Source organism: Providencia lanzhouensis, from assembly GCF_050469745.1.
Lineage (GTDB): Bacteria > Pseudomonadota > Gammaproteobacteria > Enterobacterales > Enterobacteriaceae > Providencia > Providencia lanzhouensis.
Window position 1 is genome coordinate 82,451 of the sequence record NZ_CP174123.1, and the last position, 19,457, is coordinate 101,907.

A 19,457-nucleotide genomic window follows, 5' to 3' on the forward strand; every position below is an offset into this window, starting at 1 on the left:
TCAGTTGGTAAAGACACCTTCGGGTTGTGAGGTTAAGCGACTAAGCGTACACGGTGGATGCCTAGGCAATCAGAGGCGATGAAGGACGTGCTAATCTGCGATAAGCGTCGGTAAGGTGATATGAACCGTTATAACCGACGATTTCCGAATGGGGAAACCCAGTGCAATTCGTTGCACTATCGTTTGATGAATACATAGTCAAACGAAGCGAACCGAGGGAACTGAAACATCTCAGTACCTCGAGGAAAAGAAATCAACCGAGATTCCCCTAGTAGCGGCGAGCGAACGGGGAGCAGCCCAGAGTCTTAATCAGCATTAGCATCAGGAGAACGGTCTGGAAAGGCCGGCAGTAAAGGGTGATAGCCCCGTATCCGAAGGTGTTGGTGTTGTGAACTCGACGAGTAGGGCGGGACACGTGTTATCCTGTCTGAATATGGGGGGACCATCCTCCAAGGCTAAATACTCCTGATTGACCGATAGTGAACCAGTACCGTGAGGGAAAGGCGAAAAGAACCCCGGCGAGGGGAGTGAAATAGAACCTGAAACCGTGTACGTACAAGCAGTGGGAGCACCTTTATGGTGTGACTGCGTACCTTTTGTATAATGGGTCAGCGACTTATATTCTGTAGCAAGGTTAACCGTATAGGGGAGCCGTAGGGAAACCGAGTCTTAACTGGGCGAATGAGTTGCAGGGTATAGACCCGAAACCCGGTGATCTAGCCATGGGCAGGTTGAAGGTTGGGTAACACTAACTGGAGGACCGAACCGACTAATGTTGAAAAATTAGCGGATGACTTGTGGCTGGGGGTGAAAGGCCAATCAAACCGGGAGATAGCTGGTTCTCCCCGAAAGCTATTTAGGTAGCGCCTCGTGAACTCATCTTCGGGGGTAGAGCACTGTTTCGACTAGGGGGTCATCCCGACTTACCAACTCGATGCAAACTACGAATACCGAAGAATGTTATCACGGGAGACACACGGCGGGTGCTAACGTTCGTCGTGAAGAGGGAAACAACCCAGACCGCCAGCTAAGGTCCCAAAGTCATAGTTAAGTGGGAAACGAAGTGGGAAGGCTCAGACAGCCAGGATGTTGGCTTAGAAGCAGCCATCATTTAAAGAAAGCGTAATAGCTCACTGGTCGAGTCGGCCTGCGCGGAAGATGTAACGGGGCTAAACTATGCACCGAAGCTGCGGCAGCGATATGTAAATATTGTTGGGTAGGGGAGCGTTCTGTAAGCCTGTGAAGGTGACCTGTGAGGGTTGCTGGAGGTATCAGAAGTGCGAATGCTGACATAAGTAACGATAATGCGGGTGAAAAACCCGCACGCCGGAAGACCAAGGGTTCCTGTCCAACGTTAATCGGGGCAGGGTGAGTCGACCCCTAAGGCGAGGCAGAAATGCGTAGTCGATGGGAAACGGGTTAATATTCCCGTACTGGTGATAATTGCGATGGGGGGACGGAGAAGGTTAGGCTGGCCGGGCGACGGTTGTCCCGGTTTAAGGATGTAGGCAGGTGAATTAGGCAAATCCGGTTCACTATATGCTGAGGTCTGATGACGAGTCACTACGGTGGCGAAGTAGCTCATACCCCGCTTCCAGGAAAAGCCTCTAAGCTCTAGATTATCATTAATCGTACCCCAAACCGACACAGGTGGTCAGGTAGAGAATACTCAGGCGCTTGAGAGAACTCGGGTGAAGGAACTAGGCAAAATGGTGCCGTAACTTCGGGAGAAGGCACGCTGGCATTAGGTGAAGTGATTTACTCATGGAGCTGAAGCCAGTCGCAGATACCAGCTGGCTGCAACTGTTTATTAAAAACACAGCACTGTGCAAACACGAAAGTGGACGTATACGGTGTGACGCCTGCCCGGTGCTGGAAGGTTAATTGATGGGGTTATCCGTAAGGAGAAGCTCTTGATCGAAGCCCCAGTAAACGGCGGCCGTAACTATAACGGTCCTAAGGTAGCGAAATTCCTTGTCGGGTAAGTTCCGACCTGCACGAATGGCGTAATGATGGCCAGGCTGTCTCCACCCGAGACTCAGTGAAATTGAACTCGCTGTGAAGATGCAGTGTACCCGCGGCAAGACGGAAAGACCCCGTGAACCTTTACTATAGCTTGACACTGAACATTGAGCCTTGATGTGTAGGATAGGTGGGAGGCTTTGAAGCGTGGACGCCAGTCTGCGTGGAGCCAACCTTGAAATACCACCCTTTAATGTTTGATGTTCTAACGTAGCCCCGTAATCCGGGGTGCGGACAGTGTCTGGTGGGTAGTTTGACTGGGGCGGTCTCCTCCCAAAGAGTAACGGAGGAGCACGAAGGTTGGCTAAGCATGGTCGGACATCATGCGGTTAGTGCAAAGGCATAAGCCAGCTTGACTGCGAGAGTGACGGCTCGAGCAGGTACGAAAGTAGGTCTTAGTGATCCGGTGGTTCTGTATGGAAGGGCCATCGCTCAACGGATAAAAGGTACTCCGGGGATAACAGGCTGATACCGCCCAAGAGTTCATATCGACGGCGGTGTTTGGCACCTCGATGTCGGCTCATCACATCCTGGGGCTGAAGTAGGTCCCAAGGGTACGGCTGTTCGCCGTTTAAAGTGGTACGCGAGCTGGGTTTAGAACGTCGTGAGACAGTTCGGTCCCTATCTGCCGTGGGCGTTGGAAGATTGAAAGGGGCTGCTCCTAGTACGAGAGGACCGGAGTGGACGCACCACTGGTGTTCGGGTTGTCATGCCAATGGCATTGCCCGGTAGCTAAGTGCGGAAGAGATAACCGCTGAAAGCATCTAAGCGGGAAACTTGCCTTGAGATGAGTCTTCCCTGACCCTTTAAGGGTCCTAAAGGAACGTTTAAGACTAAGACGTTGATAGGTTGGGTGTGTAAGCGTAGCGATACGTTGAGCTAACCAATACTAATGAACCGTGAGGCTTAACCTGACAACACCGAAGGTGTTTTCGGGATGAGAGATTAAGTTGATTTTCAAAGAAAGTGAGAAGCCGGAAGGTAGACACACAGCTTGTTCAGGATTGATATTCTGGTTTAAGAGAAAACTTAGACGGGAATAAACAGAATTTGTCTGGCGGCAATAGCGCGGTGGTCCCACCTGACCCCATGCCGAACTCAGTAGTGAAACGCCGTAGCGCCGATGGTAGTGTGGGGTCTCCCCATGTGAGAGTAGGGAACTGCCAGACATCAAATTAGCCGAGAAGCCACCCATTGGGTGGCTTTTTTGCGTTTGGGGGAAATGAATAATTGGTAATACATTGGCTTATTGTGACCCTAGTTATAAAAACTCTGTTATAAAAACCATTATTTTCACAATTGATTAAAATTAATAATCGCTCATCGAAATTAATTGATTATCATTTAAGCATCTAACACATTATTCTTTCTCTATTTTTTACACAGAATTCCCCCTCAATTACTCTAATGTAAAATATAATAGGTAAGTATTGTTAAATTGATGTTTAATTCCATTATTCATATACTATTAAAAATGGTTATTTTTAATCAATTAAGATGTTGAATTGTTAAATTTAGCGGAAAGAAGATGAGCATTCATCAAATAGGTGGGTTATATGAATAAAATGAAAAGCAGCAATAGCCAGATTTTTGAGCAGATTATTTCTGTGAATAAACAGCAAGAGAATGAATTTAACAATGGACAAGATGGCGCCATTATCCTTTCACTGTTAGTTATGTTTTTTGTACCCTTCTCTTTACTCGTGATGGTGAAAAATCACCTTGGGTTAGAGAACAATGCTATGGCAATTGTTTCAGTGGTTGTTCTTAGTATTGGAATTGCCGCTGGTTTATATAAAAGCTTTAGAATAGGGGCTAAGTTTGTCGATAAACGCCCTATGTTGGAGCAATTGCTTTCGCGTTATACACCTAAAGATAAAGCGGAGTATCAAAAGTTACTCGTTGAAAAGCAAAGTAACCCTCAAGGCTTTTATGCTTTAGTAGAAGATTGGTTAGCAATAGAAAAACGCGCTTACGCCAATTAAGTCTAAGCATTAAAAAAAGCGACTCATTTGAGTCGCTTTTTTGTTTCTATCGATGAATTTAGTGAGATTTGCCTTGCTCAATACCTAAGCCAATTTGTGAGCGTACAAACTGCTCTTTAAAGCGGGCTCTTTCCATTTTACCTCTCTCTGAATTATCGGTGACTGAGAATAGCCAAGATGCCGTAAACGCGACAATCAAGGAGAAGAATGCTGGGTATTCATAAGGGTAAATCGGCTTTTCATGATGCAGAATAGTCACCCAGATTGTTGGGCCTAAAATCATCAGAACAACCGCTGTAATCAAGCCTAACCAACCACCTGCAAGAGCACCTCGCGTGGTTAACTTGCTCCAATACATTGATAGTAGGATGATTGGGAAGTTACAGCTTGCTGCAATAGAGAAGGCTAAGCCCACCATGAAGGCGATATTTTGTTTCTCGAACAAAATTCCTAAACCAATCGCTACGAAGCCAAGGATCACCACGGTAATTTTTGATACGCGCAATTCATCGCGTTCATCGGCTTTACCATTTTTAATCGCCATCGCATACAGGTCGTGGGAAACCGCAGACGCACCCGCCAACGTTAAACCAGCAACAACCGCGAGAATGGTGGCGAAAGCAACCGCAGAGATAAACCCAAGGAAGAAGTTTCCACCTACAGCATCGGCGAGGTGTACCGCTGCCATGTTGGTACCACCGATTAAGGCGCCAGCTGCATCTTTAAAGTCAGGGTTTGAGCTAACCAGAACGATAGCTCCAAAACCGATGATAAATGTCAGAATGTAGAAGTAACCGATAAATCCAGTCGCGTAGAACACGCTCTTACGGGCTTCTTTTGCATCGCTAACGGTGAAGAAGCGCATAATGATGTGAGGTAAACCTGCTGTACCAAACATCAAGGCCAATCCAAGAGACAAGGCGGATATTGGGTCGGAAACCAGTCCTCCGGGGCTCATAATGGCGATACCATTTTTATGTACTTCAACGGCTTCTTTAAATAACGTATTGAAGTTGAAGCCGACATGTTTCATGACCATAACAGCCATAAAGGTTGCGCCTGCGAGTAACAAAATGGCTTTGATGATCTGTACCCATGTGGTTGCGAGCATCCCACCGAATAGGACATATAGCACCATCAATATCCCAACAATCACGACAGCAATATGATAGTTAAGCCCAAATAACAGCTCTATCAGCTTTCCTGCCCCAACCATCTGAGCGATTAGGTACAGTGCCACAACCACTAAGGAGCCCATTGCAGACAGAATGCGGATAGGTCTTTGTTGTAATCGATATGACGCGACATCCGCGAAAGTATAGCGACCTAAATTTCGTAAGCGCTCGGCAATTAAGAACAGAATAATTGGCCAGCCAATTAAGAAGCCGATGGAATAGATAAGCCCATCGTATCCCGAAGTATAAACTAGAGCCGAGATCCCTAAGAATGAAGCTGCGGACATAAAGTCACCCGCAATTGCCATTCCATTTTGGAAACCCGTAATTTTTCCGCCGGCAGTATAGTAATCAGAGCGAGAGCGAGTTCTTTTTGAAGCCCAGTAAGTGATATAAAGCGTAAAACCCACAAACAGCAAGAACATCACAATGGCTTGAATATTGACAGGTTGACGCTCAACATCGCCTGTCAGGGCATCAGCGAACGCCATTGACGAGGTAAAAAACAGAATAAGTGAGAGCAAGACTTTCATTTTTCTACCTCTTTTAAGATTTCGGCGGTTAAGCGGTCAAATTCACTGTTAGCACGGATGACATATAAACCCGTTAAGATAAACGAGATCACAATCAGCCCAACGCCTACAGGAATACCGCGGGTGATATAGGAACCTTCAGTTATTGGGGTTCCTAGCCAGCTTGGATCAAACGCGATAAGAAAGATAAAACCAACATACAGAACTAACGTTATTGCAGATAACAACCATGAAAAGCGACTACGTTTTCTCACTAATTCTTGAAAGAGAGGGTTTGCCTCGACCTTTTCGTAAGCAGTAGCATTCATCAGAGTTCTCCTCTGTTATTGTATTATTGGCATACTCTGATAGCTCAAAGGCGGATTTTAGGGCGACACATGGCTACCCAAGGAATTAACTGGGTATTCGGTCAGACTCTATTTTCTGCTGATTGAGTGATGCTGAGTATTGATTTTAGGTCGCCCGAAGGCGACCTGTAGTGCCATGAGCTATCTACACAACTATTTATATAGCTACGAGATACTCATTGACTGTTTTTCTTCGAGCAGTTTTTCGACAACACCTGGATCTGCCAGTGTGGAAGTATCTCCAAAATTACTGGTATCACCTGATGCAATTTTTCGTAGGATACGGCGCATAATCTTACCGGAACGCGTTTTCGGTAAAGAATCTGTCCAATGCAAAACGTCTGGCGTGGCAATTGGACCAATTTCTTTACGAACCCAATTACGCACTTCAGTGTACAACTCTGGGGATGGTTCCTCGCCAGAAATCAACGTGACATAGGCATAGATTGCCTGCCCTTTGATGCTATGAGGAATACCCACGACAGCAGCTTCAGCAACCTTCGGATGTGAAACGAGGGCAGATTCAATTTCTGCTGTCCCTAAACGGTGACCTGAAATATTCAGGACGTCATCAACACGACCTGTGATCCAGTAATAGCCATCTTCATCACGACGCGCACCATCACCACTAAAGTACATTCCTTTAAAGGTGGAGAAATAGGTTTGTTCGAAACGTTCATGGTCTCCAAACAGGGTACGAGCTTGACCCGGCCAAGAATCCACAATGACTAAGTTACCTTCCGTTGAGCCATCGAGCGGCTCACCAAGGTTATCAACCAATGCAGGGCGAACGCCAAAGAATGGCAGTGTTGCTGAACCTGGTTTTAACATCGTTGCACCCGGCAGTGGTGTGATCATGAAACCACCGGTTTCCGTTTGCCACCATGTATCAACCACTGGGCAGCGGCTGTTCCCCATTTTCTTGTAGAACCATTCCCACGCTTCTGGGTTGATTGGCTCACCGACCGATCCCAAAATACGTAGAGAATCGCGCTGGGTACCTTCAATCGCTTTATCACCTTCCGCCATCAGTGCACGAATAGCAGTTGGTGCGGTATATAGGATATTGACTTGGTGCTTATCAACGACTTGAGCCATGCGGTTAACCGCTGGATAATTTGGCACACCTTCGAACATTAAGGTTTTTGCACCATTAGATAACGGTCCATAAAGCAGATAGCTATGACCCGTTACCCAGCCCACATCCGCCGTACACCAGTAGACTTCATTTTCATGATAATCAAAGGTGTATTTGAATGTCAGCGTTGCATAAACCAGATAACCGCCCGTGGTGTGGAGAACCCCTTTAGGTTTACCTGTGGAGCCGGAAGTGTAGAGAATAAACAGCGGATCTTCTGCATTAATTTCTTCCGGTGGGCAATCTGCGCTTACGCCTTGGATAACGTCGTGCCACCAAAGGTCACGGCCTTCAACCCAGCTTGGTGCATTACCTGTACGGCGGTAAACAATCACATTCGCGACGGTAGTGACTTGTGGGTTTTGCAGTGCATCGTCCACGTTCTTTTTCAGTGGAATAGCGCGACCTGCACGCAAGCCTTCATCAGAGGTGATGATAAGCTTAGCTTTACAGTCAATAACGCGCCCAGAGACTGCCTCAGGGGAGAATCCCGCAAAGATGACGGTATGGATAGCACCGATACGCGCACATGCCAGCATCGCGACAGCGGCTTCAACCACCATTGGCATATAGATAGCGACGACATCCCCTTTGCGGATGCCTTGCTTCTTAAGAACGTTTGCGAACTGGCACACATCATGGTGCAGCTCACGGTAAGTGATATTTTTTGATTGGTTAGGGTCATCACCTTCCCAGATGATAGCGGTTTGGTCGCCACGAGTGGCTAGGTGACGGTCTAAACAGTTAGCGCTCAGGTTTAAGGTGCCATCTTCGAACCAGCGGATATTGACATGCCCTGGATCGAATGAGGTGTTCTTAACGCGAGTGTAAGGTTTAATCCAATCAACGATTTTCCCTTTTTCGCCCCAAAATCCTTCGGGGTCTTGAATCGAGCGTTGGTACTCATCGTTATACTGTTGTTCGTTTATCAGGGCATTTTTAGCAATATTAGCAGGAACGGGATGTTTAGTTATTTGTGTCATATTATTATCTCCTTGCAGATGTTAATAGTATGTCAAAAAACAGTTAACTGAAGTATGGATGGTTACTTTGTTTTTCTTTTGAGCGGAAGATCACGTATTAATAGTAATGGGATTTGCAGTATGATCATTTGATGCTAAATCCATGATTGAAATAAAAATTCAAAAATATAACTAACATTAGAATTAAAGAAAAACAAAGGCGAATTATAGTGGTATTAGTTACTGAATAATCTATTGATGATAGTTGTTGGAAAAATCCACAGAATTCACATGGATATGATAATGATTTTCATTAACACTAAAATAACTATAATGGGTGCGTGGTTAAAAACACGCAGTTACTGAAATCCTAATTCAGTCTGTGAGGTAGAAAGATAAGTCACTGGAGACAAACAATATGAGTTATACATTACCTGCTTTACCTTATGCTTACGATGCGCTGGAACCTCATTTTGATAAACAAACCATGGAAATCCATCACACCAAGCACCACCAAACTTACGTGAATAACACCAATACCGCCTTAGAAAAACTGCCTGAATTGGCGGGTTTAGATATTGATGTGTTAATCCAAAAATTAGACCAAATCCCCGCAGATCAACGTACTTTTGTACGTAATAACGCGGGCGGCCACTCAAACCATAGCCTGTTCTGGAAAGGGTTAAAATTAGGTACTGACCTGCAAGGCGAACTGAAAGCCGCTATTGAGCGTGACTTTGGTAGCGTTGATGCCTTTAAAGATCTGTTCGAAAAAGCCGCAGCTTCCCGTTTTGGTTCTGGCTGGGCGTGGCTGGTATTAAAAGCCGATGGCAAACTGGCTGTGGTTTCTACTGCAAACCAAGACAGCCCATTAATGGGTGAAGCAATTTCCGGCGCTTCAGGTTACCCAATCCTTGGTTTAGATGTTTGGGAGCACGCTTACTACCTGAAATATCAAAACCGTCGCCCTGACTACATCAAAGCTTTCTGGTCAGTTGTGAACTGGGATGAAGCAGCAAAACGCTTCGCAGAAAAAACCAAGTAATTTTTTTGCTAACTGATTTTTTTAATAAGCGCGGTTCTTAGGAGTCGCGTTTTTTGTTTTTACCGTCGGTATAACGTTGTTATCTCTATGGTCATTCTTTATGATGAAAACTCTTTCTGGCTGGGTTATCGGGAGCAAAACGGTGAAAATACATCCTCAAGTTTTTATTGGTACCATTCAAAGCACTGCCCATTGTGGAGTTAGCGCTATTCATAAGCGAGCAGTGGATGGGGTATTAACTTTAAACAGCTTAGGCATTGAAGGGGATGAACAAGCAGAAACGCGTTTTCACGGTGGGCCTGATAGAGCGTTATGTCATTACCCGCAAGAACATTATGAATTTTGGCGACAACGATACCCGCAATTAGAGGATTTATTCCTTCCTTCCGCTTTTGGTGAAAACCTGTCAACTCAAGGAATGACCGAAGAAAACGTTTTTATCGGTGATATTTATGCTTGGGGTGACGCACGTATTCAAGTCACTCAACCGCGTTCCCCTTGTTATAAACTCAATGGGTTAACGGGAGTGGAAAATTTTGCTCAAGTCATGCAGGACGAAGGTCGCTGTGGTTGGTTATATCGAGTCATTAAAGGCGGTAGTGTCGGTGTGGATACCCCACTTAAACTCTTGAGCCGTAATAGTGATGTCTCTATGCAAGAAGCGATTATGATAGCTTTCCATGCGCCGTATGATGAAGAGTTGTATCGTCGATTATTGTCTGCGGCGGGGCTATCGGCGAGTTGGAGCCTGACGATGCAAAATCGGTTAGAGCATCATAAAATTGAAGAGTTTAGCCACCGTTTATTTGGTCGACGCGGCTGATGGTTTATCACTGTCATTAGGATTGAGGAAAACAGCATGCAGTACGATTTAAATGATCTCTATTATTTCGTTAAAGTCGTTGAACATGGTGGTTTTTCTCAAGCAGGTGCGGCGCTTGGGATCCCAAAATCAAAACTCAGTCGTCGTATTGCCGACTTAGAGCAAAAACTAAATGTCTCACTGATTTATCGATCAACACGGCAATTTCATGTCACTGATATTGGACAAGTTTTTTATCAGCAATGTAAGAATGTCGTGGAAGAAGCGGATATCGCCCATGAACTGATTTGCTCAGTACAAACACATCCCAAAGGTACTATTAAGCTCTCGTGCCCCGTTACTTTATTACAAGTCTATTTGCAGGATTTACTGATTGATTTTATGGAAAAATACCCTGATATCGATGTGCAAATTCTGGCAGTTAACCGCCCCGTCGATGTGATCAGTGAAGGGTTGGATTTGGCATTACGCGTACGTTCATTACCCCTAGATGATTCTGGAATGATGATGAAAGTGTTGGGGTATTCTCGGCGGATATTAGTTGCAAATCCAAGCGTATTCCGTGAAAAAGGGGAACCATCAACCCCTGAACAGCTGGTGGATTACCCAGTTCTTGCCAATACGGAGCATTCACAGCGTTACACTCTATCTTTAAAAAACAGTGATGAGCTGAGTGTAACTGTGCATGTCACTCCCAAGCTAGCCACCACCGATATTTTAACGTTATACCGTGCTGCGGTAAGAGGGCTGGGGATCGCCCGTATACCCCGAGGTGTGGTTGAAAATGAGTTAAAAAGTGGTGAATTGGTGGAAGTGTTGCCAGATTGGCAATTTCCAGAAGATATCATTCATGCTGTGTACCCTTCCCGTAAAGGGTTGTTACCCGCAGTTCAGTTATTTCTAACTTATTTGGCTGAGAATATGGCGGCTGGGAAAAAATAAAGTCCCCTGAAAAAATTCAGAGGACTTTATGGTTATCTGGCATTCGGGATCCGACCAAATTTACCGCTATTAAAATCATTCACGGCTTCGTTGATTTCCTGGCTCGTATTCATCACAAATGGGCCATATCCCACCACTGGCTCATCGATAGGATCACCGCTAAGCAGCAGCACTAAAGCCTCATCGGTGGTGGCTTCTAACAGCACATTGCTATCAGTAGCATCGAGGATCATCAACTCACCTTCATTCAATGCAGTATGACCATCCACAAATAGGCTGCCTTTCAACATCACCAGTCCAACATTGCGACCAGTTTTGGTTGGCAATCCCACGACTTTCCCTTTATTCAGACGCAGATCCCAGACATCAAGGGCGGTAAATGTGCGTGCGGCGCCTGTGTTGCCTAGATAGTCGCCTGCAATGACCCGTAATGTGCCCGCCTCATTCGGTAAGTTAATGGTCGGGATAGCATCGCGAGTCAGCAATTGGTAACCCGGTGCAGCCAGCTTATCTTTAGCGGGTAAGTTGACCCACAACTGCACCATATCCAAAGTACCGCCATTTTTCATAAAGTTATCAGACTGATATTCTTGATGAAGTATTCCTGATGCCGCTGTCATCCACTGCACATCACCTGGTCCGATAACCCCACCTTCTCCAGTAGAATCGTGGTGAGCCACTTCGCCGTCATACACGATGGTAACGGTTTCAAAGCCTTTATGTGGATGCTCGCCAACACCACGGTTATCCCCTTCAGATGCTGGGAATGGGTGCGGACCCGCTCTGTCCAACAGTAAGAATGGGTTCAGGTATTTCCCGTGGTTGCTATAACTAAACATGGAGCGAACAGGGAAACCATCACCAACCCAGTGGCTACGTGGGGATTGATAAATACCAATAATCTTTTTCATGGTGAGACTCCAAACTGGTTTTATAAACTGATCAGTGTTATGAACTAATCATTTCGATGAACCAATAATAGAAGAGCCAAAGCAGGGTGAGTAGAGGCAAAAATAGGTTTGATTGTTCTATAAATAGAACAATGTAGTCATGGATGAGTGAGTTAAATGTCGGTTTCTAGTATGCTTCGGGTTAGCAAAAATCGGAGCGTTCCTCTTCATTTATTCATCTTAAACATGAACGATCAAGAATACTAAATAGGTATGATGTCTCCGAGTAAACCTGTGATTCCGATAAAAGGATTGTAATGAAAACAACTAATATCGCCATGGCATTTTCTGTTGCCTTCATGTTGTCTGGCTGCCTTTCTCAGCCAGCGCCTCAGTATGACAACAATGGTATACAGTTAGAAGAGTTTAAAGAGCTAGAAAGCTTGAGAATGCCAGAGCTGGATATTCCTGAAGGGGCGCCGGACGGGGACTATATTGAACGTTATGGAAATGGTGCCATTCAGTTTAAATCGTGGGTGAAAAACAACTGCTTAGATAAAAGCATTACGGTTTATTATAAAAATGGTCAGCCAAAAATGTTTATTCCTATAAAAAATTGCAAAGTGGATGGTGTCATTAAGTCTTACCATCCTAATGGAAATTTAGATACCGAGATGGGATATAGCAATGACCGACTCAACGGCGATTATAAATCCTATTACGACACGCCAAAGAATAATCTGCATCTTAAAACGAGTTTTGTTAATGGGGTTGCGGAAGGTGTTCTTGAAGAGCGCGGACAGGATGGCGAGCTATTAAAGCAGGGTCTGATTAAAGACGGTAAGTTATATACCGCGAAGTAAGTGGATTACAGATAAAATAAAAGCCAATTAACTGTGAGAAAGTTAATTGGCTTTTTGCTATTGAATAGCGATGTAAGATTAAAGCTGTGGGCGTTTTACAAAGCCGATTGCATCGTAAACCTTGTCTAAGGTTTCTTGAGCGCGAGCCGCTGCTTTGGTCGCGCCTTCATCCATAATTTGGTTCAGCAGCGCTTCATTATTGCGGAACTCATGGTAACGAGCTTGTAAGTTAGTCAGCATGTCGGAAACTGCTTCCGCGACCACACCTTTCAGATGACCGTACATTTTGCCTTCAAACTCGGCTTCCAGCATTTTCACGCTTTTGCCTGTCACGCCAGCAAGAATATCTAGCAGGTTAGAAACACCCGCTTTGTTTTCAACATCGTAGCAAATACGTGGTGGCTCTTCAGAGTCAGTCATGGCACGCTTGATTTTCTTCACAACGGATTTCGGATCTTCCAACAGCGCAATCACGTTATTGCGGTTGTCATCAGACTTAGACATTTTCTTGGTTGGCTCTTGTAATGCCATCACGCGAGCGCCGCCATCAGTTGGGATAAATGGCTCAGGTACGGTGAAAATATCTCCGTAAATGGCATTGAAGCGCTGAGCAATATCACGGCTCAGTTCAAGGTGCTGTTTCTGGTCAATTCCAACAGGAACTTGGTTAGTTTGGTAAACCAGAATATCGGCAGCCATCAGAACTGGGTAGTCAAACAGACCGGCGTTGATGTTTTCTGAGTGGCGAGCAGATTTGTCTTTGAACTGGGTCATGCGGCTCAGTTCACCGAAATAGGTGTAGCAGTTTAGTGCCCAGCTCAGTTGTGCATGTTGTGGCACATGTGACTGAACAAAAATGGTGCTTTTCTTAGGATCAATACCGCAAGCTAAGTAGAGCGCTAATGTATCAAGGGTTCTTTTACGCAGTTCAACAGGGTCTTGGCGAACGGTAATGGCGTGTTGGTCAACGATACAGTAGATGCAATCATAATCATCTTGCATTTTAACCCACTGACGTAACGCACCCATGTAGTTACCGATGGTTAATTCACCGGAAGGCTGTGCGCCGCTGAATACAATAGGTTTCTGGGTTTGTTTAGATTTCTCAGTGGGTGTGCTCATTTCTTTGTATGTCCTTGTAGTATTTTTATACCCTGTTAAGTTTCGAGCCACGCCGTTGGTGACTCGAATTATTGGGGATTTTATTTTGATAAATCAATAACGGAGAGTAGCTCAGAAAAGTGGCTTAACACGTAGTCGGGCTCGGTAATTGCGATTGATTCACCATAGTTGTAGCCGTAGGTTAACCCTACACTTGGGCAGCCTGCATTGTGGGCTGCGATAATATCATTACGGGAATCGCCGACAAAAAGCAATTCTTCTTTGCGTAAACCGAACTGACCCATTGTTAAATAGAGTGGCGCTGGGTGCGGTTTGGTTTTTACCACATCATCGCCACCAAGTACTAATGAAAAGTAGCTATCGATGCCCAGCTTTTCGAGTAATGGCGCCACAAATGGGGTTGGTTTGTTGGTTACAATCGCCATAGGCAAGTTGTGTTTCGCAATGGTTTCGAGGGTCTCTTTGACCTCAGGGAACAGCTGGCTACCGGTATTAACTGTCGTCGCATAATGTTCATCGAAGCGGATACGAGCTTGCTTTTTCAGCTCTGGCGTTACAGTCATTCCCGCCCATTCTAGCGCACGCTCTACGAGCATATCAGCGCCGTTACCTACCCAGATGGAGACACGCTCTTTGCCTGCTGGTGGTAAGTTAAGCTCTTCGAGGGTCTTGTCGATGGCGTCGGCTAAACCGCCGGCGCTGTCAACAAGGGTTCCATCCAAATCAAACGCAATCGCTTTAATACTCTCTAAAACCGCATATGTCATTGAGATACCTTTTTCAATTCTTGGCGCATTTCATCGATGACTTTTTTGTAATCTGACTGATCAAAAATCGCGGAACCAGCAACGAAGGTGTCTGCACCTGCTGCGGCAATTTCTGCAATGTTATTGACCTTCACGCCACCATCGACTTCTAAGCGAATATCATAACCACTTTCGTCAATCAATTTACGAACTTGGCGCAATTTGTTCAGGGTTTGTGGGATAAAAGATTGACCGCCGAATCCTGGGTTAACAGACATCAGTAGGATCATATCAACTTTATCCATCACATAATCGAGATAGCTAAGTGGGGTCGCTGGGTTAAATACCAGACCCGCAGTACAACCATTCTCTTTGATGAGTTGTAAGGTTCTATCGATGTGCTCGCTGGCTTCTGGGTGGAAACTGATGTGAGTCGCACCCGCTTTAGCGAAATCTGGAATAATGCGATCGACCGGTTTAACCATTAAGTGAACATCAATCGGGGCGGTGATACCGTAATTGCGCAGGGCTTTACAGATTGGTGCACCGAACGTGAGGTTCGGTACATAGTGGTTGTCCATCACGTCGAAATGGACAATGTCTGCGCCCGCAGCAAGAACTTTGGCGGTATCTTCGCCTAAACGTGCAAAGTCAGCAGATAAAATAGATGGGGCAATGAGAAAATCTTTCATAATTGTCTCCGATTATTCGTCGTTATCTGACAGCACCTATGATTTTTTAGATGCTCCCGCTCCCGCATATAAAGCCAAAAGCTCGTTGACTTTGGCACGGTTCAAAATATTTCTACTAATGGTGCGACGCACTTTTACGATATGTAACTGTGCTTGATAATACCACTCTCGAGTCACCGGGGTCTCATGATTTGAGATAAGAACTGGGATCTTGCGCTCAGATGACAACTTATGTGCCAAAAAAGCCAGATTCTGTTGTTCTTGCGCACTAAAGGCGTTGGTGTGATAGGCCGTAAAATTAGCGGTATCAGACAGCGGTGCATAAGGTGGATCGCAGTAGATGACTGAGCCATCCTGCGCATCGAGTAATGTTTTGCTGTAAGACTGCGTCACAAAGGTCGCTTTCTGAGCTTTTTCAGCAAACCACAGTAATTCGTCTTTCGGAAAATAGGGTTTTTTATAGCGCCCGAAAGGCACATTGAATTCACCACTTAAATTATAGCGGCATAGTCCGTTATAACAGTGGCGGTTAAGATACAAAAAGAGAATGCTACGTTTAGCTGGGTCATCTGATTGGTTAAATGCTCGGCGCATTAAATAATACTGTTCAGAGGTATTAAATTCAGGTGTGAACAGTTGCTGAGCTTCTTCGATAAAAGCATCAGAGCGATATTTAACCGTGTTGTAGAGGTTGATAAGATCGCTGTTAATATCTGCAAGTACGTACGAATCGTAGTTGGTATTTAAAAATACCGATCCTGCACCAACAAAAGGTTCTATTAAGCAATCTCCTTGTGGAAGATGTTTTTTGATCTCGTCCACAAGCGGGTATTTACCCCCAGCCCATTTTAAAAAAGCGCGTTTTTTTTTCATGCCGTCTTATTATTACAATCGTTTAAGAGCCGCCACTTGGCGGCTCTTTCAGGACAACATTATGCGCCCGGGGAAAAACGTTGTTATTTTTGATCCTGTTTAACTTGTTTCATATTACGCACCCACGGTTTTTTCGCTTGCACTGCGGCAGGTAAGGCTGCAATTGCATTTTTTGCTTCGCTCACTGAGCTGTAATTTCCGTGGATCAATACATACCAAGTTTGGCCATTACGAATGGTTTTATACACTTGATAGTTAGCAAGTTTATTCTCTTTTGCGAAAGCTTCCAGTGTATCTGAACGACTTGCGCTACTTAATTGCAATGTATAGCTTCCAGAGGGGGCTGCAACGGTACTACCACTTTGGCTTGTGCTAGTTGCTGGCTTAGTAGTTGTTTTTGGCTGAGCAGGTTGTTTTTGTTCAACAGGCTTAGTCGCTTTTGGTTGTGTTTTTTCTGGGGTGACAGGTTTAACTGTTGGCTGTTTTTCCACAGGTTTGACTTGTGGTGGTGTCAACGGTGTCACATTTTGTGGTGGCGTCGTGGTGCTTTCAGACGGCAGGTTTTGACCTTGGTTGAGAGCGTCGGCAACATCACCTGGAATTTCAATACGTTCACCAAGACCATTTTGTTGAGTCTGAGTGTCTGCTTGAGTTGGCATTGGGTTAATTTGCTGACCATTTAACTCTTGCGCTTGGCTTGTTTGCGGTTGCGTTGTGGATTGAGTATCTGAGTTGGTCAGTGATGAAGAACCTGATAAATCGATATTACGCTGATTAGCGCTATCATTTTGTAATTTCTCATGTTCTGTTGGTGCTTTTAATGCGGAACTGATTGCAATGATCAGCAGAAGCAGCACTAAAACGCCGACACCGATCATGATGTGTTGACGTGATAACGCAATTTTTGGCTTAGCTGCCGCAGCAGGACGCGCACGTCCGGTTGGTCTATCTGATGTATCAGGCCTTAAATCATTCTGTACTTGAGGCTGATTGTCTGGTTTAAATTCGTCCATTTTCCTCTCCCGAAATTAGTTCGCCTGTGTAGAGATGAAATGTCTCTTATCATTACGACCTGTTCACGACTAAGCAATTGCTTCTGCTCACTTTTAAAGAATAGATTGTTTAGCAATTTCATTCCAATTTCAATGAGATTGCGACCACCTTACTTCGTTACTCGTTATAGGTGCTAGGCGTGCGTATAATTTAACGGCTTTAGTTGATATCTGCCAGTAACATTTTAAAACCCCTGAAAATATTCAGGAGCCAATTAATGATTTTTACTTAGTTCAGTAATAATTTATGGCATACAAGCCGAAATAGCGGCAATTACTGTTGAGGCATCCACATCGGAACGCATTTCTGAACTACCGATAGTGGTTGGAAGGATAAGATGCAATTTGCCTCCCATGACTTTTTTATCTCGCATCATGTGAGGTAAATAGTCATCAGGTTGCATTTTTGCAGGACCAGTAACAGGTAGCTCGGCTCGTTTTAAAAGGGCGATGATGCGTTCTGTTTGTTCTGGGGTAAATTGGCCAATCAGCTCAGCGGTTTTAGCAGCCATGACCATACCAGTAGCAACAGCTTCTCCATGGAGCCATACACCGTAGCCCATTTCGGCTTCGATAGCATGACCAAAGGTATGCCCTAAATTTAATAGTGCACGTAGCCCGCTGGTTTCTTTTTCATCGGCGGCGACCACTTGTGCTTTCAGCTCGCAACAACGGCGAATACAGTACGCCATGGCTTGGTTATCTAATGCCATTAAGGCATCGATATTTTTTTCCAACCAGCTAAAAAATTCACCATCAAGAATGATGCCGTATTTAATGACTTCAGCCAGGCCAGAAGAGAGTTCGCGCTTAGGTAAGGTCTTTAAGCAATCGAGGTCAATCACGACGGAGGCCGGTTGATAAAATGCCCCAATCATATTTTTCCCCAATGGGTGGTTAACGGCGGTTTTTCCACCAACCGAAGAGTCCACTTGGGAGAGTAATGTAGTTGGAACCTGAATAAAGCGTACGCCACGTTGATAGCTAGCTGCTGCAAATCCAGTTAAGTCACCGATTACTCCCCCACCAAGGGCGATGAGGGTCGTGTCACGGTTATGGTGCTTTTCGAGTAATGCCGTAAAAACATCATTCATGATAAATAAAGATTTATACTGTTCGCCATCAGGTAAGACGATAGAATCGACTTTGACACCTGAGGCTTCAAGAACGGCTTGGATCTTATGTAGGTAAAGTGGAGCGAGAGTTTCGTTAGTCACTATCATTGCTCGCTGACCCGCAGTTAGTGGCCAAAATGCATCCTTGCCTTGGTACAAACCAGGTGCAATATTGATTGGATAACTGCGTTCATCCAGAGTAACAGTGACTTTTTCCATCTTGCTTTACCTTGAATTCATGACTTCTGATGTATAAAAATTAGTTTTTTTCTAACATTTCAATGATTTGATTGGCAACAACTTTTGCGCTTTGCTCATCAGTATGAATTGTTATATCCGCTATCTCTTCATACATAGGATTGCGTTCATCGGCTAATTTTTCTAAAACTTCGCGAGCGGGCTCATCCACTTGTAAAAGAGGACGTTTTTTATCGCGTTGTGTGCGGGATAATTGCTTCTCAATGGTGGTTTCGAGATACACGACAACCCCACGAGCGGACAAGCGGTTACGCGTCTCTTTGGATTTAACAGAGCCACCACCTGTCGCTAAGACAATGCCTTGCTTTTCAGTGAGTTCATTGATGACTTTCTCTTCGCGATCGCGAAAGCCTTCTTCACCTTCTAGGTCGAATACCCAACCTACATCTGCGCCAGTGCGTTTTTCAATCTCGTGATCGGAGTCAAAGAACTCCATATTAAGCTGTTGAGCTAACTGACGACCAATAGTGCTTTTTCCGGCTCCCATTGGTCCAACCAGAAAGATATTGCGTTTCTCTGCCATGTTTTTTGGTATTACTACGATTATTCGTTAATGATCACCCGCCCCGCCAATCAAATTAGCGGCGGGACCTAAACTGAAACCTCATAAGTGATGATGTGAGATCAGATAAGAAAATTATCTCAATACATCAACCTGAATTGCAACTATATAAATATGGCACTTAGAAAACAAAGTGCCATATTCTTCGTTGCGGGTTTCTATATATTTGAGCCGTCTACATTACATAATGCACTGTTTAGCGAGCTTATTAACAGGTTGTTTATTCCACTAAATGAATGGAACCTGTTAATTATAAAGCAAAATTTCTGTAGCTATTTTATAAGCGGCTGATAGTTTGTTCTTTCATCTACC

At 44.8% G+C, this 19,457-nt stretch carries 16 protein-coding genes and 2 rRNA genes; 7 read left to right on the plus strand and 11 right to left on the minus strand.

Features of this window, described 5'->3' with window-relative positions; genetic code table 11:
* The first annotated feature begins 30 nt into the window (after positions 1-30).
* The 3 genes from ACIH2S_RS00350 to ACIH2S_RS00360 all read left to right on the plus strand — a co-directional run bounded on the left by ACIH2S_RS00350 (position 31) and on the right by ACIH2S_RS00360 (position 4,007).
* A 23S ribosomal RNA gene (locus ACIH2S_RS00350) occupies positions 31-2,936 on the plus strand.
* Between the two features lie 139 nt (positions 2,937-3,075).
* Positions 3,076-3,191: ribosomal RNA gene (gene rrf, locus ACIH2S_RS00355) — 5S ribosomal RNA — on the plus strand.
* A 387-nt stretch (positions 3,192-3,578) separates the two neighbouring features.
* The gene (locus ACIH2S_RS00360; RefSeq protein ID WP_108479682.1) at positions 3,579-4,007 is read left to right on the plus strand and encodes a hypothetical protein; all 429 of its coding nucleotides are present in this window, start codon (positions 3,579-3,581) and stop codon (positions 4,005-4,007) included.
* Positions 4,008-4,065: 58 nt separating this feature from the next.
* Here ACIH2S_RS00360 and actP read toward each other — a convergent pair whose 3' ends face one another.
* The 3 genes from actP to acs form a co-directional block, all read right to left on the minus strand.
* The gene (gene actP, locus ACIH2S_RS00365) at positions 4,066-5,715 is read right to left on the minus strand and encodes a cation/acetate symporter ActP (protein WP_036950135.1); all 1,650 of its coding nucleotides are present in this window, start codon (positions 5,713-5,715) and stop codon (positions 4,066-4,068) included.
* Positions 5,712-6,023 (minus strand): DUF485 domain-containing protein, encoded by a 312-nt coding sequence (locus ACIH2S_RS00370; RefSeq protein WP_006663518.1) that lies wholly within the window; start codon positions 6,021-6,023, stop codon positions 5,712-5,714. The genes actP and ACIH2S_RS00370 overlap by 4 nt, the downstream gene beginning before the upstream one ends.
* A 204-nt stretch (positions 6,024-6,227) precedes the next feature.
* The gene (gene acs, locus ACIH2S_RS00375) at positions 6,228-8,183 is read right to left on the minus strand and encodes an acetate--CoA ligase (RefSeq protein WP_036950132.1); all 1,956 of its coding nucleotides are present in this window, start codon (positions 8,181-8,183) and stop codon (positions 6,228-6,230) included.
* 397 nt (positions 8,184-8,580) lie between these two features.
* On the opposite strand from acs, the gene sodA reads away from it, so the two are divergent.
* From sodA to ACIH2S_RS00390, 3 genes are all read left to right on the plus strand, one after another.
* Positions 8,581-9,207, plus strand: coding sequence for a superoxide dismutase [Mn] (sodA, locus tag ACIH2S_RS00380; RefSeq protein WP_036950130.1), 627 nt, complete (start codon positions 8,581-8,583; stop codon positions 9,205-9,207).
* A 142-nt stretch (positions 9,208-9,349) separates the two neighbouring features.
* Positions 9,350-10,030, plus strand: a complete 681-nt coding sequence (yiiM, locus tag ACIH2S_RS00385; RefSeq protein WP_108479683.1) for a 6-hydroxyaminopurine reductase — start codon at positions 9,350-9,352, stop codon at positions 10,028-10,030.
* A gap of 36 nt (positions 10,031-10,066) precedes the next feature.
* The gene (locus ACIH2S_RS00390) at positions 10,067-10,972 is read left to right on the plus strand and encodes a LysR substrate-binding domain-containing protein (RefSeq protein WP_036950127.1); all 906 of its coding nucleotides are present in this window, start codon (positions 10,067-10,069) and stop codon (positions 10,970-10,972) included.
* Between the two features lie 32 nt (positions 10,973-11,004).
* Here ACIH2S_RS00390 and ACIH2S_RS00395 read toward each other — a convergent pair whose 3' ends face one another.
* Positions 11,005-11,883, minus strand: coding sequence for a pirin family protein (locus ACIH2S_RS00395; protein ID WP_036950125.1), 879 nt, complete (start codon positions 11,881-11,883; stop codon positions 11,005-11,007).
* 296 nt (positions 11,884-12,179) lie between these two features.
* Between ACIH2S_RS00395 and ACIH2S_RS00400 the strand changes: the two genes are divergently transcribed.
* Complete coding sequence (locus ACIH2S_RS00400; RefSeq protein WP_036950123.1) at positions 12,180-12,725, plus strand: toxin-antitoxin system YwqK family antitoxin; 546 nt, start codon at positions 12,180-12,182, stop codon at positions 12,723-12,725.
* 78 nt (positions 12,726-12,803) lie between these two features.
* Here the strand turns inward: ACIH2S_RS00400 and trpS are convergent, their stop codons facing one another.
* The 7 genes from trpS to aroK form a co-directional block, all read right to left on the minus strand.
* The gene (gene trpS, locus ACIH2S_RS00405; protein ID WP_108479680.1) at positions 12,804-13,847 is read right to left on the minus strand and encodes a tryptophan--tRNA ligase; all 1,044 of its coding nucleotides are present in this window, start codon (positions 13,845-13,847) and stop codon (positions 12,804-12,806) included.
* An 80-nt stretch (positions 13,848-13,927) separates the two neighbouring features.
* Positions 13,928-14,614 carry a phosphoglycolate phosphatase gene (locus ACIH2S_RS00410; RefSeq protein ID WP_036950119.1) on the minus strand — a complete coding sequence of 229 codons (687 nt, stop codon included), beginning with the start codon at positions 14,612-14,614 and terminating at the stop codon, positions 13,928-13,930.
* A complete protein-coding gene (gene rpe / locus ACIH2S_RS00415) occupies positions 14,611-15,285 on the minus strand; it encodes a ribulose-phosphate 3-epimerase (RefSeq protein ID WP_430247902.1) in 675 nt (224 codons plus the stop codon). The genes ACIH2S_RS00410 and rpe overlap by 4 nt, the downstream gene beginning before the upstream one ends.
* Positions 15,286-15,321: 36 nt before the next feature.
* A complete protein-coding gene (gene dam / locus ACIH2S_RS00420) occupies positions 15,322-16,158 on the minus strand; it encodes an adenine-specific DNA-methyltransferase (protein ID WP_108479678.1) in 837 nt (278 codons plus the stop codon).
* 83 nt (positions 16,159-16,241) lie between these two features.
* Entirely contained in the window at positions 16,242-17,171 is a 930-nt protein-coding gene (locus ACIH2S_RS00425; RefSeq protein ID WP_036950113.1) for an SPOR domain-containing protein, read from the minus strand.
* A gap of 284 nt (positions 17,172-17,455) precedes the next feature.
* On the minus strand, positions 17,456-18,544 hold the full coding sequence (gene aroB, locus ACIH2S_RS00430; RefSeq protein ID WP_036950111.1) for a 3-dehydroquinate synthase: 1,089 nt from the start codon (positions 18,542-18,544) through the stop codon (positions 17,456-17,458).
* A 40-nt stretch (positions 18,545-18,584) separates the two neighbouring features.
* Positions 18,585-19,106: a shikimate kinase AroK gene (gene aroK, locus ACIH2S_RS00435; protein ID WP_036950109.1), complete on the minus strand. Its 522-nt coding sequence runs from the start codon at positions 19,104-19,106 to the stop codon at positions 18,585-18,587.
* Positions 19,107-19,457: the final 351 nt, after the last annotated feature.

Coding starts and splice junctions, on each gene's coding strand:
- ACIH2S_RS00360 (WP_108479682.1), top strand. CDS start 3,579: ATGAATAAAATGAAAAGCAGCAATAGCCAGATTTTTGAGCAGATTATT.
- actP (WP_036950135.1), bottom strand. CDS start 5,715: ATGAAAGTCTTGCTCTCACTTATTCTGTTTTTTACCTCGTCAATGGCG.
- ACIH2S_RS00370 (WP_006663518.1), bottom strand. CDS start 6,023: ATGAATGCTACTGCTTACGAAAAGGTCGAGGCAAACCCTCTCTTTCAA.
- acs (WP_036950132.1), bottom strand. CDS start 8,183: ATGACACAAATAACTAAACATCCCGTTCCTGCTAATATTGCTAAAAAT.
- sodA (WP_036950130.1), top strand. CDS start 8,581: ATGAGTTATACATTACCTGCTTTACCTTATGCTTACGATGCGCTGGAA.
- ACIH2S_RS00390 (WP_036950127.1), top strand. CDS start 10,067: ATGCAGTACGATTTAAATGATCTCTATTATTTCGTTAAAGTCGTTGAA.
- ACIH2S_RS00395 (WP_036950125.1), bottom strand. CDS start 11,883: ATGAAAAAGATTATTGGTATTTATCAATCCCCACGTAGCCACTGGGTT.
- ACIH2S_RS00400 (WP_036950123.1), top strand. CDS start 12,180: ATGAAAACAACTAATATCGCCATGGCATTTTCTGTTGCCTTCATGTTG.
- trpS (WP_108479680.1), bottom strand. CDS start 13,847: ATGAGCACACCCACTGAGAAATCTAAACAAACCCAGAAACCTATTGTA.
- ACIH2S_RS00410 (WP_036950119.1), bottom strand. CDS start 14,614: ATGACATATGCGGTTTTAGAGAGTATTAAAGCGATTGCGTTTGATTTG.
- rpe (WP_430247902.1), bottom strand. CDS start 15,285: ATGAAAGATTTTCTCATTGCCCCATCTATTTTATCTGCTGACTTTGCA.
- dam (WP_108479678.1), bottom strand. CDS start 16,158: ATGAAAAAAAAACGCGCTTTTTTAAAATGGGCTGGGGGTAAATACCCG.
- ACIH2S_RS00425 (WP_036950113.1), bottom strand. CDS start 17,171: ATGGACGAATTTAAACCAGACAATCAGCCTCAAGTACAGAATGATTTA.
- aroB (WP_036950111.1), bottom strand. CDS start 18,544: ATGGAAAAAGTCACTGTTACTCTGGATGAACGCAGTTATCCAATCAAT.
- aroK (WP_036950109.1), bottom strand. CDS start 19,106: ATGGCAGAGAAACGCAATATCTTTCTGGTTGGACCAATGGGAGCCGGA.